Genomic DNA, 15521 nt, shown 5'->3' with positions numbered 1-15521 from the left:
GCAGGATAGTCCTTGGTCCGAAACCCGTCAATTCCGCGGACCGCCTTGACCGCGGAACGGTCGGGCGATAGCATAACGCCGATTCCAACGAGCTTCCTTTAAGTAGGCCCAGAGAGGCCGCAAGGAGATCGTCGATGGCGGGAAGCCAACCGGTCCGTCTCATGGACGCGGAACAGATCGATCGTGCCCTCGTTCGTCTGGCCCACGAAATTCTCGAACGCAATCGCGACGGCGACTTCGCGAACGTATCCCTCGTCGGCATCCGCACCCGCGGGGTGCCGCTGGCCAACCGACTCGCCACCCACATGGAGTCGATCAGCGGCGAGCGACCCGAGACGGGGATGCTCGATATCAATCTTTACCGGGACGATCTTTCGCGAATCGCGGATCACCCGGTTCTGAAGAAAACCGAGATCCCATTCGAGCTGGATCGGTCCTGTGTGGTGCTGGTCGACGACGTCCTCTACACCGGGCGCACGATCCGCGCAGCTCTCGACGGTCTCATGGATCTCGGTCGGCCGGATGTGATCCAGCTCGCCGTCCTGGTCGATCGCGGCCATCGCGAGCTGCCGGTGCGGGCCGACTTTGTCGGAAAGAACGTCCCGACGACCCGTGATCAGAACGTGGACGTGCGGCTATCCGAGTCCGATGACGAGGAGGGGGTCTTCCTTGTAGAGATGCCCGCCGGCGGGGAGGAGCAGGCGTGAAGCTGGCCAGTCGTCATCTCCTTGGTATCGACGGCATGACAGCCGACGAGATCACGTTGATCCTGGACACCGCCGAGAGTCTCGCGGAGGTCGGTGCACGCGTCATCAAGAAGGTGCCCACCCTCCGCGGTCGAACGATCGTCAATTTCTTCGTCGAGCCGTCGACACGAACCCGCAGCTCGTTCGAGCTGGCGGAGAAACGGCTCTCCGCCGACACGATCAATTTCTCGCCGTCGACCTCCAGTTTCACAAAAGGGGAGACCCTGCTGGATACGGCGAAGACGCTGGAATCGATGGCGCCGTCCTTCATCGTCATCCGTCACTCACGAGCCGGAGCGCCCCACTTCCTGGCGCAGCACTGCACGTGTGGGATCGTCAACGCCGGCGATGGAGCACACGAGCACCCGACCCAGGCACTGCTCGACGCGTATACCATCCGGCGACACAAGAAGGAGCTGGGCGGGCTGCGGGTCGCCATCATCGGTGACGTGCTGAACAGTCGTGTCGCCCGTTCGAACATCCTCCTCCTCTCGACGATGGGTGCCGATGTCGTCGTCTGTGGTCCTCCGACGCTGATGCCCCGCGAGGTGGAGCGACTTGGCTGTCGGCAGGTGACCCGGACCGACGAGGCGATCGAGGGTGCCGACGTCGTGATGGGTCTTCGCATTCAGATGGAACGGATGCAACGTGGGTTCTTCCCGAGCATCCGCGAATACGCATTGCTCTACGGAATCGACGCGCGCCGGATGGCGCTGGCCCGTCCCGATGCGATTGTCATGCATCCCGGACCGATGAACCGGGGTGTCGAGATCACCGGTGGCGTGGCCGACGGTCCTCGATCCGTCATTCTCGAACAGGTCACGAATGGGGTGGCGGTCCGAATGGCCGTTCTCTACCTACTGGCCGCCAGGATAGACGATGAAGATCCTTCTTAAGAACGGGCACCTTCTTGATCCGGCGGCGGACATCGATGAACCGATGGACGTTCTGGTGGACGACGGCAAGATCGCCAGGATCGAGAAGACGATCAAGGCGAGCGCAGACGAGACCCTGGACATGAAGGGGCTGGTGGTCTGCCCGGGTTTCATTGACATGCACGTTCACCTTCGCGAACCGGGGCAAGAGTGGAAGGAGACGGTCGCCAGCGGGACCGCCGCCGCGGCCCGTGGTGGTTTCACCAGCGTCGCCTGTATGGCCAACACGGTTCCGGTGAACGACACGCGCTCGGTGACCCAGCTGATCGTCAAGCAGGCCGCGCAACACGGTGCGGTCAACGTCTTCCCCATCGGTTGTGTGACCAAGGGAATGGAAGGCGAGCAGCTGGCGGAGATGGGGGACATGCTGGACGCCGGTGCCGTCGCGTTCTCGGATGACGGCAAGCCGGTCCACTCGAGCATGATGATGCGCAAGGCGCTCGAGTACTCCCAGGTGTTCGGTGTGCCGATCATCGATCATTGCGAGGATCCGGTGCTTGTTGACGGCGGTGTGATGAACGAGGGCGAATTGTCGACCCGCCTCGGTCTTGGCGGGTGGCCCGCGGTCGCCGAGGACATCATGGTCGTGCGGGACATCATCCTCGCGGAGTACACCGGTGGCCACGTCCATATCGCGCACACGTCCACGGGCCAGGCGGTGGATTTCGTACGCGAGGGAAAGAAGAAGAAAGTGCGTGTGACCTGTGAGGTGACACCCCATCACTTCGTGCTGACCGAGGAGGCCGTTTCCGGTTTCGATACGGACGCCAAGATGAACCCGCCGTTGCGTTCCGCGAAGGATCGTAAGGCCCTCCTCCAGGGATTGGCCGACGGCACCGTGGACGCCATCGCCACCGATCATGCCCCCCATCACTGTGACGAGAAGTGCGTCGAATTCTCGGTCGCGCCGTTCGGTGTCGTGGGGCTCGAGACGGCGATCCCGCTCAGCCTGCACCATCTCGTACACGCGGACGTCCTGCCGCTCAGACGGATGGTCGAACTCTTCACCCGTGGCCCTGCGGAGATTCTGCGTCTGGATCGGGGCACGCTGACACCCGGTGGAGTCGCGGATATTACGGTGCTGGATATCCACCGCCCGTTCCACGTGGCGCCTCAGGAGTTCGTCTCGAAGGGTCGGAATACGCCTTTCAAGGGCTGGGATCTGACGGGCGCGGCGGTCCTGACCATCGTCAGTGGGCGTGTCGTCCACGACGGTCGATCCGCGGGCGATTGACACCCTGGTGTCCGGCGGGCTAGCCTGCGCTCTCTCGTCAACCGTCCAGATTCAACCCGAGGATTGAGGCATGCAGAGCAGTATTCCTGGTGCGGTCAAAGAGACCCACCTAGAAGGCATCCCGTTACGCGCCCGCGGCAAGGTCCGAGACATCTACGACCTTGGCGATCGTCTGTTGATCGTCGCGACGGATCGCCTATCCGCATTCGATTTCGTTTTGCCCAATCCGATTCCGGACAAGGGCAAGGTTCTCAATCAAATCTCCGAATTCTGGTTCAAGGAATTCGCGGAACTCGTGCCGAACCACACCGTGGCGACCGAGGTCGAGGACTTCCCGGAGTCGCTCCACCGCTTCGCGGACCAGCTGGTCGGACGAACCACACTCGCCAAGAAGTTGGACATGCTGCCGATCGAGTGTGTCGCCCGTGGGTATCTGTCGGGTTCGGGTTGGAAGGAGTACCAGGCAAACGGTACGGTCTGTGGGATCTCGCTCCCGGAGGGACTGCGGGAATCGGATCGTCTGCCGGAGTCGATCTTCACGCCGGCGACCAAGGCCGTCGACGGGCATGACGAGAACATCTCCTTCGATCAAGCTGTGGAGCTGATCGGACCCGAGCGAGCGGAGGAGGCTCGCAGCATGACGCTGCAGCTTTACTCGGCCGGCGCGTCCCTGGCCAGCGAGCGCAACATCATCATCGCCGACACGAAGTTCGAGTTTGGTCTCGACGGAGATCGCCTTGTGCTTGGCGACGAGGTGTTGACCCCGGACTCGTCACGATTCTGGCCGGCGGATAAGTACGAACCCGGCCGCGGTCAGGAGTCGTTCGACAAGCAGTTCGTTCGAGACTATCTGGAGTCCATCGGCTGGGACAAACAGCCGCCGGTGCCCGAGCTTCCGAACGAGATCGTTCTGGGTTCGCGACAGCGTTACCTGGAGATCTTCGAGATCCTCACGGGTCAAAAGCTGCGTTAGGCTCGCGGGCGATAGGTCTCGAAGGGCTTGGCCAGTTCGCTTGCGACCAGCGGCCCCTCGCGGCCGTCCGCTGCGACGGGCCAGCGAGACGCCGATGAGCGAACGTTCCGCGCGGCGGTCTGAAGTGACGTGAAAAAGTTCAGGTCGCCGATCGCCGCGTCACGCAGACGATCCCTGGCACGAATCGCGTTCTCCGCAGCCCAGCAGTAGAGAATCAGATCGCAGCCGGCGTCGATTGCCTGCACCGCAGCGCCGCCCTCGGTGTCCCAGGCAGCGACGGCGCCCATCTCCATGTCGTCACTGACGACCAGGCCCTCGAACCCGCAGGAGCCGCGCAGCATCTTGCGGACGATGTGGCTGGACAGCGTCGCCGGTGTCGGCTCGGCGTCGAACGCCGTGTAATGGCCGTGACCGACCATGACGGCAACACTCTCGCCGGCCAGTCGTCCGTAGGGTTCCATGTCCTCTTGCAGTTCGGCACGGGTTCGTGTCACGCAAGGCAAGGATTTGTGCGAGTCCACATGGGTATCGCCGAGTCCGGGGAAGTGTTTCAGGCAGCCGGCAACCCGATGGTCCTGAAGGCCGGCGAGAAACGCGGCCGCGGAGGGGATGACCGCAGACGGGGTCACCCCGTACGCCCGGTCTCCGATGCCGTTGGGCGCGTCTGACGGGGAGAGGTCGACGACCGGGGCGAAGTCCATGTTGAAGCCGAGGCTCGCCAGGGTCCTGGCGGTGGTCGCCGCGAACTCGTGGATCACCTCGGGACCCCGGCCGACCAACTCGAGGGCCGATGCGGTGGGACCGATCCAACGAGCCATCCGACTGACCCGGCCGCCCTCCTGGTCGATGCTGAACCAGGAGCGATCCGGAACGCATCGTCTGAGATCGCGAAGTAGACGCCGTGTCTGTTCCGGGGTCTCGAGGTTTCGGTCGAAGAGGATCACGCCTCCGGGACGCAGATCGTCGAGGAATTCGACGTCTTCCCGGGAAAGTTCCGTCCCGGGGAGGCCGACCATCAGCGTCGCGCCGGCCAGGGCTTCGACTTCCGTCTTGCGTGGGGTGTCCATCGGCCCATCTTACCCCGTGGAACACGGGGTTTGACCCTCCCGGAATCGGATGTTAAGTTTTCCCTCGTGGGCCCACCTTGTATCCCATGGGGTGGCTGGAGGCAGGACGTTGTCCCTTAGCAATCTTGTGGGTAGATGGGTGGGCCGTACGCGGCCCCAGAAAACGACCTACACCATTCTTGTCTTGCCGAACGCGCGCAGTCGCTTTCGCAAGCTCCACGTCTCCAAGGGCTTCGTCGTCGCGTCGCTCGCTCTCGTCGCCGCCATCGGCTTTGCAGCACTGGCGATGCCGCACTTTGCGTTTCGATCTCAGGCGCAGTCCGCCGAGATCGTCCGACTCGAACATGAGAATGAGCAGCTACTGGCCCAGAGCCAGTCGTTCCAGGAGTCGCTCGACGGCGTCGCCGAACAAATCGACATCGCCGAGACCCGAACGCAGATCCTCTCAAAGGCGCTCGGCGTCGAATCGGAAACGACGCCGGCAGCGGGAGGTCCCGGGGGACGGAGTTCTTCCCGATCGCCGCTGGCTTCGGTTCATGGTGAACTCGACATCCTTCGACAGCGCTCGGATACTCTGGGGCAGTCCATCTCCCTACTCGACGAAGCGTTCCAGGGGCGAATCTCGCGTCTCGCGTCGACCCCCCTGGGCATGCCTGCGGAGGGTTGGTTCTCTCACGGTTATGGTTGGCGCAAGGATCCGTTCGGTGGCAACCGGCAATTCCATCGTGGGATCGACATCGTCAATTCCACGGGCACGCCGATCATCGCTACCGCGGACGGTGTCGTTAGCCGCGCCGTTCGGGTCTCCGACTACGGCAAGACGGTCGATATCTCCCACGGCCTCGGATTCGTCACGCGCTATGCGCACATGAGCGAGATTCTGGTTCGACCGGGGCAGCAGGTACGTCGAGGAGAGACTCTCGGGCGTGTCGGCTCGACCGGGCGTTCGACGGGACCGCATCTGCACTACGAGGTTTTCCGCGACGGTCGCCGTATCAACCCCTGGAAATACCTGGATCTCGGCCGTAGCTAGCTCACGCAAGCCTGCGTGCTACGATTCTTACCATGGTGGATGAGCCACGGGACGACCTCGAGCCCGAGGTCCTGACGGAACCCACAGACGACCCCGCAGACGAGTCAGGTACCGATGCGTACATCGACGTCGGCACGAAGTCTCCCGTACCGGCCGGTGGGACCGGGCTCGTTCCGTCCGACCCCTTCCGTCGTTACATGGCAGAGGCCCGCAAGTACCCGCCGCTGACACGGGAAGAGGAACAGCGTCTTGCCCGCGTATATCGGGAGACGGGCGATCGGGATGCACTCTTTCGACTGGTGACCGCCAACCTCCTGATGGTCGTGCGTGTCGCCATGTCATTCCGACGGGCGGCGAAGAACCTCCTGGATCTCATTCAGGAAGGGAACATCGGCTTGCTACAGGCGATCGATCGGTTCGATCCCGAACTCGATGTTCGCTTGCCGACCTACGCGGCGTACTGGGTCCGTGCGTACATGGTCAAGTTCCTGCTGGATAACGTACGGCTCGTGCGCGTCGGCACGACCAACGCCCGTCGAAAACTCCTGCGTCATCTGCGACAGGAGAAGGAGCGGCTGGAAGCCGAGGGCTTCGAGGTGGGTCCCCGACAGCTGGCGGATCACTTCGGCGTCTCGGAAAAGGACGTCACGGAGGTCCAGGCGGCGCTCCACGCCCACGACGTCTCCCTCGATGCCCCGCGGGGGAACGACGAGGACCGCACCCACGGAGACTGGCTTTCGGACAGCGGCCAGCCGGATGCCGACGAGGTCCTGGCGCGAGCCGACCTCCAGGAGCGGACCGAGCGCGCCCTGGCGGTGTTTCGCGAGGATCTGGGTGAACGGGACCGGGTTCTACTGGATCGCCGGCTGGTCAACGACAGCCCGCTGACGCTGCAGGAGATCGGCGATCGGTTCGGCACCAGCCGTGAGGCCGTCCGCCAGGCGGAGGTCCGTCTGATCAAGAAGCTCCGCGAGCACCTCACCCGTGAGCTGGGAGACCTCGGTGAGATCGAGATCGGCACCGGTTCGTAGGGTGGTTTCGGGGCAACTTGCCTGGCCGACCGCCGGGCACCATATTGGGGCAGACGGGTCAGACTTGTTGGCTATGCTGGATACTGTTATGCTTCGCCAGTCGTTCGAAGGTAGCGACAGCGGGGCAGGGTGCCAGCGAACTGAGGAATGTTGATGCAGGTTCTGCTTCTGATCGCTACGGTTGTACTGAGTCTCGCCACCGCTCTACTTACGGCTCGTGGCGTGTTGTCGGTCCTCTTCCGACTCATGTCCCGTATCCGCTAGCCGTCGCTTCACGCCTGGCCTAGCGGCTCTTCTTCTCTTTCCTGAGCGACTCGAGCATCGATTCCGCACGTCCGTGCGAATCGTAGAGATCCGGGAGCGCCAGCATCCGCTTGAGTTCCCGCGTCGCTTTCCCGGTCTGCTTCTGCGTCCGGTAGGCGTTGGCAAGCTGGAAGTGGGCGAAGATCCGATAACGGGAGTCGGTCGGCAGCCCCAGCTCCAGCAGGCGCCGGAAGAAGACGACGCCCTCGTCGGTTCGACCGGCCTCCAGATCCATCAGTCCCAGGCCGTAGAGCGTTCCCGCGTCGTCGGGCTGCGCCTCGAGTGCGCGACCCATCGCGGCACGGGCCGCCTCGTCGTTCCCTGTATCGCGGTGGTGTTGGGATTCGGCAACCGCTCGCTGGAAAGCCAATGCGGACATCGCCCCTTCGGCCAGACCGTTGAGGTGCGCGCGAAACCCTGCCTCGAGGGCCGTGGCGTCGGTACCCAGAGCCGCGGCGAGTGTCTCCACACCCGGGCGTTCGACCGTATACGCCTGGGCAAACTTCGGTTCGTCGAACTGCGCTCGGAGCCACTGAACGAGAAGGGCCGCGACGGCAAAACCGGTTCCTTCGCGGGCGAGCACGCGAAATGATTCCTCGTCGAGAAGTTCGTGGATCGACGGTAACTGTTCTTCGTCGAACAGGTGCGCGGCGACGGTGTCCAGCGTTGTCTGGTGACCGTCCTGCTCGTAGGCCAGCGCGAAGCCCTCGTATAGCGCGGTCGAGAGGCAGGGGCCATAACGCTGATGGGCCACGACGTGTAGGTCCTCGTGGGCCGTTTCGGAGAGGGCGTGACGCTGAAGCAGATGTATCTCGTTCAGGCGAGGGATCGAGTGAGTCGTATTGGGGACGTTCGTCCGCTCTAGCTTGACGGGGAGATCGGGGTAGACGTAGACCTTGATCCTGGCGTCCAGCGGCCGGGAGCCCAGTCGGTCCTGAATGTCCGCGAGGGCCTGAGTGCGGGCCGCGAGGATGGCCTCAGCGGTCTTGGTGTCCGTTCCGCCGTTCACGAAGATCTCGTGCTGTTCCCCTTCAGCCATCCGAACGGCACTCCCGCGGTAGGTTCGGAACTCCATCTCGGCGGCTTCGTCTCGTGTCGGCGGAACCGCATCCCAGTTGGCGTAGTTGCCCTGGTGCTGGATCCGATAGCCTTCGAATACCGCGAAGTCCGACGCGACAAACGGAACGACGTAGAAGCGATCCAGTTCGGGATCGATCCGAGACCAAAAGATGACCCGATGGTCATCGGAGAGCGTGGAACGTCTGGCAAACAGAAGGTCCTCGCCGGGTGCGATCGTGATGCCGTTCATGAAGGTTCCGGAGACGCCGTTATGGCTTAGGAACTGAGACTCGGCGATCCGCGGAAGGAGCAGATTGTCCCAGCCGAGTATGAGGAGGTTGTCGGGTGTCGCAGTGGGGTCAAAATCGGTGTCGGCAACGACCCGCGCATCGACACCGTGGATTTCCCGTAGGTATGCGGTTTTGCGTTCTGCGGAGAAGCGGTTCGTGTCCATCGTCCCCGGATCGGACGCCGGATAGACGACCGTCGCGGTCGGTCCATTGAAGATCCGCGCGCATCCGACATAGACCGGCTTCTCCTGGGCAGCCGTCATGCCGACGAACGCGATCATCACGAGGAGGAGCGACCCACTCACGCTTGATATCCGTCGATTCATGCTCGATCCTCTCCCGTCCAAACCTGAAACTTTGACCCCAACCGCGAACCGGTCATAGAATCCTACGATCATTTCGAGGAGTCCGCCGGTGCCCCGCATTCTAGCCATGGCTGATCTCCATCTCTCCCTCGATGGCTCCAAGCCGATGGACCGCTTCGGCGACCTCTGGATCGACCACGCCCGCCGCATGGCCGAGTACTGGGACGACGCCGTCACCGCCGAGGACACCGTGCTGCTGGCGGGGGACCTGTCGTGGGCCCGGAACCTGAGCCGGGCTTCTGCCGATCTCGACTGGATCGGTCAGCGGCCGGGTCACAAGATCCTCCTGAAGGGGAACCACGACAGCTGGTGGGGAGGGATCGGAAAACTCCGCGAGACGTTGCCGGCCTCCTGCGAGGCGCTCCACAACGATGCGATCGAGGTTGGGCCGTGGGGCGTCGTGGGGGCCCGTGGCTGGCTGGCGCCGGACGATCCGATCGCCACCACCGCCGACGCACGGGTCTGGCATCGTGAGATCGAGCGACTCCAGGCGTCGATCGCGGATGCGCGGAAACGATTCGACGCCACGCGCCCCCTCATCGCCATGCTGCACTACCCACCGTGGCTGCTCGGCCGAGAACCGACCGAACTGTTCACGCTGCTCGAACAGGCAGGCGTGTCGATCTGCGTCTACGGGCATCTCCACGGGGACGATCACCGGTATGCGGTACGTGGCGTCCACCGGTCGATGGAGTTCCACTTCGTGGCGGTCGATGCGATCGGCTTCGCGCCGGTGCCTCTTGTGCACTACGACGAAGCGACCTGACCCGTGAGATTCGAGTTTTCATCGGCCGCCCGCTGGCTCCCCCGGGTGCTGGGTGCGACCGCGATCGTCGCGGCGTGGCTGATCTCGTTACGATTTACCCATCGTGGGATCGCTTTCGCGGGTGGGCTGACGCTGCAACACATGGTGACGGCGCTCGGTCTGTTCCTCGGCTGGTGGATCGTTCGACAGGGTGCAGAGCTTCGTCAGTCGGTGACGGTCATGGACGACGGCATCGTCTGGGAGTTCGAGCGGCATCGTCGCGAGTTGAGCTGGGAGTCCATCGAGCGACTCCGATTCGAGGGGCCGTTCTCCCGGGAGCGACGCTGGATCCCGGCGATCGCGTTGGAGGATGAGGCCGGCAGAAACCATCGGGTGCCGACGTTCATCTCGGACGGTGTGGGGTTACTCCAAGAGCTAGAGAGACGGAGCGGTCGTGACGATCTCGCCGCATGGATCGATGCCCACGGGCTGCTGGGACGGATGGCCACGGGTCGCCGACAGCTGCTGGGTGCGTACGTGATGACGCCGGTGATTCTGGCCGTAGCGCTGCTCCTGGGGCGGGCATGATCGCGCCGCGCCTCAGCTGGCTCGTAATCGGGCTGCTCCCGTTGGCAATCGGTGGAGCCGTCGCGCCCGGTGAGTCCGTGGAGTGGATGACTGCCGCACGGAGTGCGGTCGCGGATGGACCTCCGGCGGAGCAACGGCGAGCGCTGACGCAGGCGGAGAGCTGGCTGCTCGATCATCCCGAGGATCGGGTGGCCCGGACGATCCACGCGGAACTCGCCCTGCGGGTGGGTGAGCTGCTTACCGCCGAGGATGCCATCGCGGCACTCCTCGAGAACGAGGACGGCCTGCCGGCCGCGGCCTATCGGGTGGCCGGCATGTTGGCGATCGCGAGAGGGGATCACGCCACCGCTCAGCGGCTGGCAGAGGATGGTCTGGCGGACTACCCCGACGATCTCCCGCTGTTGTTCTGGTCCGCCGAGGCGGCCGCGAGCCGTGCGGACGCCCTTAAGCGGTTGCGACGGTACGTCGCACGAGGTCCGGACGGTGGGGCCGATCCCGACCGCCTGACGGCGGCACGGGGAACGATCGCCGTCTACGAGGCCCTTGGCGATACGGCGGTCTGGCGACGCTCACAGGCGCCGGAGAGCGGTGTCCTGGCACTCCGTCCGCTCTGGTCGTCGAACAAGCGGTTGCAGGGCTACCTGCTTCGTGTTCCCGCCGCCCGCGGCCGTCGGCCGATCCGGTTGCTGCTCGATAGCGGCAGCACGGGACTGTTCCTGACGTCCAGCGCGGCGCGTCGCCTCAACTTCGAGCCTATGGCCGAGACCACGACGTTCGGTGGCGGGGGTGAGGGCCGACATCGTTCACGTCGTGGGCTTGTTCCACGCCTGGCCCTCGGCGACCTGGTGTACGAGAACGCGATGGCGACGGTCACTCCCGGGGCTCTGGATGCCGGTGGCCGCTACGACGGGCTGGTCGGACTTCAGCCGTTTGCCGACTATCTCCTGACCCTGGACGGCGAGAACAGGGAGCTGCGCTTCACGCAGACCGACGAGGCTCTGGACGGGGAGCGCTACTGGAACTTCTCCGGACAGATGTTGGTTCGGGGCGTCGCTGCCGATGGCGTCCGAGGCCTGTTCGTCTTCGATACGGGTGCGTATGAGACGTTGGTCAGCCGCACGTTCGCCGATCGATTGACCGACGTGACGATTCTCGAGGGTGGAGCCGTCCGCGGCTTTGGTGGGCGGATGCGGGGGCTTCGTGTGGTCGACGGCGGCCGGGTGGGATTCATGGAGCTGTCGACCAACGATCGACGCCTGGTTGCGCTCGATCTGGCGATCGCCAGTCGTCTTGGCGGTGTGGAGCTTGCCGGCTATCTGGGTCTCGATCTCCTGGGGGAGACACTCATCGAGGTCGACTTGCGTACCCAACGGGTCCGGGTCCGACGACCCTAGTTTCCACCGCCCAGTCGTTCCAGCCATTGACGCGCGACGCGTGAACCCGGTTCGCGGGTGAGGACCGTGCGGAGATCGGCGACGGCACCCCGACGATCCCCCCGTCTGGCGCGATAGAGGGCCCGTTCCATCAGGGCCTGGGTCGGGCAGCCCTCCGCGACCGCCTCGTCGTGCCAGCGCCCCGCCTGCTCCAGCGCGCCGAGACGCTCGTCGATCCACCCCAGCCGTGTACGGACCGCGCAGGCTCGGTTGCCGTCGATGCCTCGCTTCAGCGCTTCGCGACAGTGTTCCCCGGCGGTACGCCAGTCCTCCTGCTTGAACGCCACCCAGCAGGCCTGGTCGAAGACCGCTTCGCCCGCCTCGGCGGACGCCACGAGAGGCGACAACACATCGAGGGACTCGTCCAGACGATCCTGACGGGACAACACCGATGCGAGCCGCAGCGTCTCTCGCTCTGTGACCTGCCCGGCGAAAGGCGAGGCGAGAACCAGCAAGGCGCCGACAAGCAGGACGATGGTGCCCCGTCGTCGACTTCCCGGTTCGCGACGGTCGTCGATGGCGCCGACGACCGCATACGCCGCCAGCGGGCAGAGAAAGAACAGCATCGGCAAACGCAGTCGGGTGCTGACGAAGAAGGTCAGCAACACGCATAGATGGCCGAGAATCATGGCGACGATCGGCATGGCCTGTCCGAAGCCGCGGCGTCGAAGCAGGCAGACGCCACCGTAAATTGCACCGACGACCAGGACCGACGTCGGCACGACGAACAGATACAGCCAGCCCAGGTACCGTCGTCGCTCGACGCGGAGCGAGTAGAGATCGGTCGGATCCGCATCCACGAGAGCCCGTCGTAGCTTCCTGGCCTCGATTCCCAGCCAGGCGGCAGGCGCCTCCCGAATCTCGTCGACCGCTCTTGTCGCCCAGTAGCGGGAGACCTCAGACGAGAGCAAGGCTCGCCCGCGGCTCTGCTCCGCAATCCGCCGGGCCAGGATCCGCTGGGACTCGATGTCACCGGCCTGCGTGTCGAGTGGCGTATGGCCACCGTCGGCGCCACGCTGATTGCCGATGAAGAGATTCTCTCCGCTGGACGAGGCGATCAGGACGCGATCCCCATTCGAGACGTTGTGGTAGGTGATCGGGGCGATCACCAGCAACGTCGTGATCAACACGATTCCCGCCTGGCCCAACGACAGGCGGCGGGGTCGAAGGAGCACGAGCGTAGCCAGGACGAGGATCAACAGGAGGAGCGCCTCGACGCGGGTGATCGCCGCCACACCGGCGGCGAGGCCCGCAAGCCCGAGACGCATCCACGTCGGCTGCAGGCCGGCCCGCAACAGGAGTGACAGGAGCGCGACCTGCGTTCCCAACGCCAGGGTTACCGGAAGCAACTTCAGCCCGTGGAACGCGAACGGTCCGTACAGCAGCGCCAGGCCGACGGCCACGAGGCCGACGCGGTCGTCGTCGAAGAGCTGGCGTCCCAGCGGACGGAGGCAGGTGATGGCCGCAGCCAGGAGAAGCAGCTGAAGTCCTACGACGAGTCCCGGGCGGGACGCCTCCTCCGCGACGCGATAGAGCATCGAGAGCAGCACGGGATAGAGCGGTGCCTGATGGAAGACACCCTGAGTGCCGAGGCCGTCTCCGGCCATCTCGGTTGCCCAGCTGTCGTAACGCATGGCGTCCGCGACGGGAGTGGTCCTGAACGGATTGTCGCTATTGGAGAACGATAACGGGAGGAGGACCAGGAGACAGATCAGGAAGACGCGCCTCGTCGAGAGGTCCCGCCACGTCATCAGGCGTCGGGCAGCAGCGCCTCGAGCTGATCCAAACGACGTTCGAAAGCGCTGCAGGCGTCCTCGTACGGTTGGGCCTGCTCCAGGTCGACTCCCGCGGTGCGGAGCAGTTGGAGTGAATAGTCCGAACCTCCGCGATGGAGGAACTCGACGTAACGCTCGACGCTGCCGGGTGTCTTGTTGACGATCGCCTCGGCCAACGCCGTCGATGCGACGATACCGGTCGCGTACTGGTAGACGTAGAAGTTGTAGTAGAAATGCGGAACCAGCATCCACTCGCCGCCGTAGCGTTCGTCGATGTGAACGATGCTCTCGTCGTGGCCGTGATACTTGCGCAGCAACTGCAGGTAGATCTCGTTGAGCCGCTCGCCGGTCAACGCCTCGCCGCGTTCGCTACGGTCGTGGATCTCCAGTTCGAACTCCGCGAACAGCGTCTGTCGGTGGAACGTCACACGGAAACTGTCCAGATAGCGGGAGAGAAGGAACTGCTGCTCGGTCTCGTCGTCCGCACACTCCAGTTTGTGATTCAGCAGGAGCGCCTCGTTCAGGGTCGACGCAACCTCCGCGACGAAGATCGAATAGTCCGCGGTCGCGAAGGGCTGCCGTTGATTGCTGAAGTACGAGTGGAGTGCGTGGCCCAGTTCGTGGGTCGCGGTGGAGACGCTGTCGTAGTCCCCCAGGAAATTCAGCAGTGCGTAGGGGTGGACGTCGTACGCCCAACCGGTCGCGTAGGCCCCCGACCGCTTGCCGTTCTGGGGATGCCAGTCGATCCAGCGATTGTCGAAAGCCTCGTCGACGGCGGCGAGGTACATGCTTCCAAGCGGGGCGAGACTCTCGCGGATGGTACGCATCGCATCCTGCGGCTCGTACCGCGTGGGCTCGTCGCCCGTGAGCGGACAGTGCAGATCGTGATACTCGAGTCGTTCGACGCCGAGCGATCGCTTCCGCAGTTCGAAGTAACGATAGAACGTCGGTAGCTGCGCATGGGTCTGGGCGATCAGATTGCGATAGACACCTTCGGGTACGGCGTTGCCGTCCAGCGCCGCCGCCACACAGCTTGGGTAGCGTCGCGCACGGGCCCGAAAGATGTGTGCGCGAATCTGTCCGGCCAGATTCTCACCGAGGGTCTGCTGGAAGCGGGCCTGCGACTCGTAGTACGCGGTGAACAGCAACTCTCGGTCGTTGCGGTTGCCGGTGGTGCGATGTTTGAAGAACTCCGTCGGTGTCAGCTCGACCTGGCGACCGTCCTCGAGGGTGACTTGCGCCGGCGGAATCTCGACGTTGTGCAAGACGTTGAACAGGCTTCCCGGGGTTCGTGTGATGGCGCTGGCCTCCGCCATGATCCGTTCCTCACCGGGAGTCAGCACATGATCGCGCTGTCGCATCAGGTCTTGCAGGAAGAACCGATGGATCGCGAGGCGCGGCTCCTCGTCCAGATACGTCTCGAGCGTCGATGACGGCAACGCGAGAATCTCGGGTCGGATCCACGCAACCCGACCGGAGAGGTCCGTGGTCAGCAGATCGATTTCTTCTCGCAGCGCCTGCGCCGCCGCGTTGCGGATATCCGTGTCGGATTGCAGCATTGCAAAACATCGCAGTTTCGCAACCCGTCGCCAGGCCTCGGTCGACGCCTCCAGCGCATCGGCCAGGATCGCTGCGGACTCGCCTAGACGACCCTGCCCGTCGGTCAATCCGTCGAGGGAGCCCTGGAGCGCCTGTCGTTCGGCCCGAATAGCCGCGGAGTCGGGGAAAATATCGTCAAGTTTCCAGCTCTCCTCGATCGGCAGGGTGGCGGTGTCCATCGATGCGGGGCTCCTCGTCGGTGAGTTTGAAGGTCCGACGTGTCCAGTCACAAGCTAGGGAAACACCCTACGGGTCGTCAAGTCCAGGGGGGCTTGGAGAATAGGGTTCCCCATAAAGAGGGGACCGGCCTGTAGAGTAGAGGCATCCTCCGAACCCTACGAGCCA

At 64.1% G+C, this 15521-nt stretch carries 13 protein-coding genes; 9 read left to right on the top strand and 4 right to left on the bottom strand.

What is annotated here, in order from left to right:
• The first annotated feature begins 134 nt into the window (after window positions 1–134).
• From pyrR to OES25_05360, 4 genes are all read left to right on the top strand, one after another.
• Complete coding sequence (pyrR, locus tag OES25_05375) at window positions 135–707, top strand: bifunctional pyr operon transcriptional regulator/uracil phosphoribosyltransferase PyrR (protein MDH3627071.1); 573 nt, start codon at window positions 135–137, stop codon at window positions 705–707.
• A complete protein-coding gene (locus tag OES25_05370) occupies window positions 704–1642 on the top strand; it encodes an aspartate carbamoyltransferase catalytic subunit (GenBank protein ID MDH3627070.1) in 939 nt (312 codons plus the stop codon). Before pyrR ends, OES25_05370 begins: the two co-directional genes overlap by 4 nt.
• The gene (locus tag OES25_05365) at window positions 1626–2915 is read left to right on the top strand and encodes a dihydroorotase (GenBank protein MDH3627069.1); all 1290 of its coding nucleotides are present in this window, start codon (window positions 1626–1628) and stop codon (window positions 2913–2915) included. Before OES25_05370 ends, OES25_05365 begins: the two co-directional genes overlap by 17 nt.
• Window positions 2916–2985: 70 nt before the next feature.
• A complete protein-coding gene (locus OES25_05360; GenBank protein ID MDH3627068.1) occupies window positions 2986–3888 on the top strand; it encodes a phosphoribosylaminoimidazolesuccinocarboxamide synthase in 903 nt (300 codons plus the stop codon).
• On the opposite strand, the gene nagZ is transcribed toward OES25_05360, so the two are convergent.
• Complete coding sequence (gene nagZ, locus OES25_05355; GenBank protein ID MDH3627067.1) at window positions 3885–4955, bottom strand: beta-N-acetylhexosaminidase; 1071 nt, start codon at window positions 4953–4955, stop codon at window positions 3885–3887. The genes OES25_05360 and nagZ overlap by 4 nt on opposite strands.
• A gap of 184 nt (window positions 4956–5139) precedes the next feature.
• On the opposite strand from nagZ, the gene OES25_05350 reads away from it, so the two are divergent.
• A complete protein-coding gene (locus OES25_05350) occupies window positions 5140–5988 on the top strand; it encodes a M23 family metallopeptidase (protein ID MDH3627066.1) in 849 nt (282 codons plus the stop codon).
• A 32-nt stretch (window positions 5989–6020) separates the two neighbouring features.
• Window positions 6021–7019: a sigma-70 family RNA polymerase sigma factor gene (locus OES25_05345; protein MDH3627065.1), complete on the top strand. Its 999-nt coding sequence runs from the start codon at window positions 6021–6023 to the stop codon at window positions 7017–7019.
• 283 nt (window positions 7020–7302) lie between these two features.
• On the opposite strand, the gene OES25_05340 is transcribed toward OES25_05345, so the two are convergent.
• Window positions 7303–8997 (bottom strand): hypothetical protein, encoded by a 1695-nt coding sequence (locus OES25_05340; GenBank protein ID MDH3627064.1) that lies wholly within the window; start codon window positions 8995–8997, stop codon window positions 7303–7305.
• 88 nt (window positions 8998–9085) lie between these two features.
• Here OES25_05340 and OES25_05335 point away from each other — a divergent pair, with 88 nt between their 5' ends.
• From OES25_05335 to OES25_05325, 3 genes are read left to right on the top strand one after another with little or no spacing between them, the layout of a single operon-like run.
• A complete protein-coding gene (locus tag OES25_05335) occupies window positions 9086–9802 on the top strand; it encodes a metallophosphoesterase (GenBank protein ID MDH3627063.1) in 717 nt (238 codons plus the stop codon).
• 3 nt (window positions 9803–9805) lie between these two features.
• Window positions 9806–10369, top strand: a complete 564-nt coding sequence (locus OES25_05330; GenBank protein MDH3627062.1) for a hypothetical protein — start codon at window positions 9806–9808, stop codon at window positions 10367–10369.
• Window positions 10366–11763 carry an aspartyl protease family protein gene (locus tag OES25_05325; GenBank protein ID MDH3627061.1) on the top strand — a complete coding sequence of 466 codons (1398 nt, stop codon included), beginning with the start codon at window positions 10366–10368 and terminating at the stop codon, window positions 11761–11763. The genes OES25_05330 and OES25_05325 overlap by 4 nt, the downstream gene beginning before the upstream one ends.
• Here the strand turns inward: OES25_05325 and OES25_05320 are convergent.
• Both OES25_05320 and pepF read right to left on the bottom strand, forming a co-directional pair.
• Window positions 11760–13553: a hypothetical protein gene (locus OES25_05320; GenBank protein MDH3627060.1), complete on the bottom strand. Its 1794-nt coding sequence runs from the start codon at window positions 13551–13553 to the stop codon at window positions 11760–11762. The genes OES25_05325 and OES25_05320 overlap by 4 nt on opposite strands.
• Window positions 13553–15355, bottom strand: a complete 1803-nt coding sequence (gene pepF / locus OES25_05315) for an oligoendopeptidase F (GenBank protein ID MDH3627059.1) — start codon at window positions 15353–15355, stop codon at window positions 13553–13555. Before pepF ends, OES25_05320 begins: the two co-directional genes overlap by 1 nt.
• Between the last annotated feature and the right edge of the window lie 166 nt (window positions 15356–15521).

The organism is Acidobacteriota bacterium, from assembly GCA_029861955.1.
GTDB lineage: Bacteria > Acidobacteriota > Polarisedimenticolia > Polarisedimenticolales > Polarisedimenticolaceae > JAOTYK01.
This window is presented reverse-complemented; position numbering and strand designations above follow the sequence as displayed.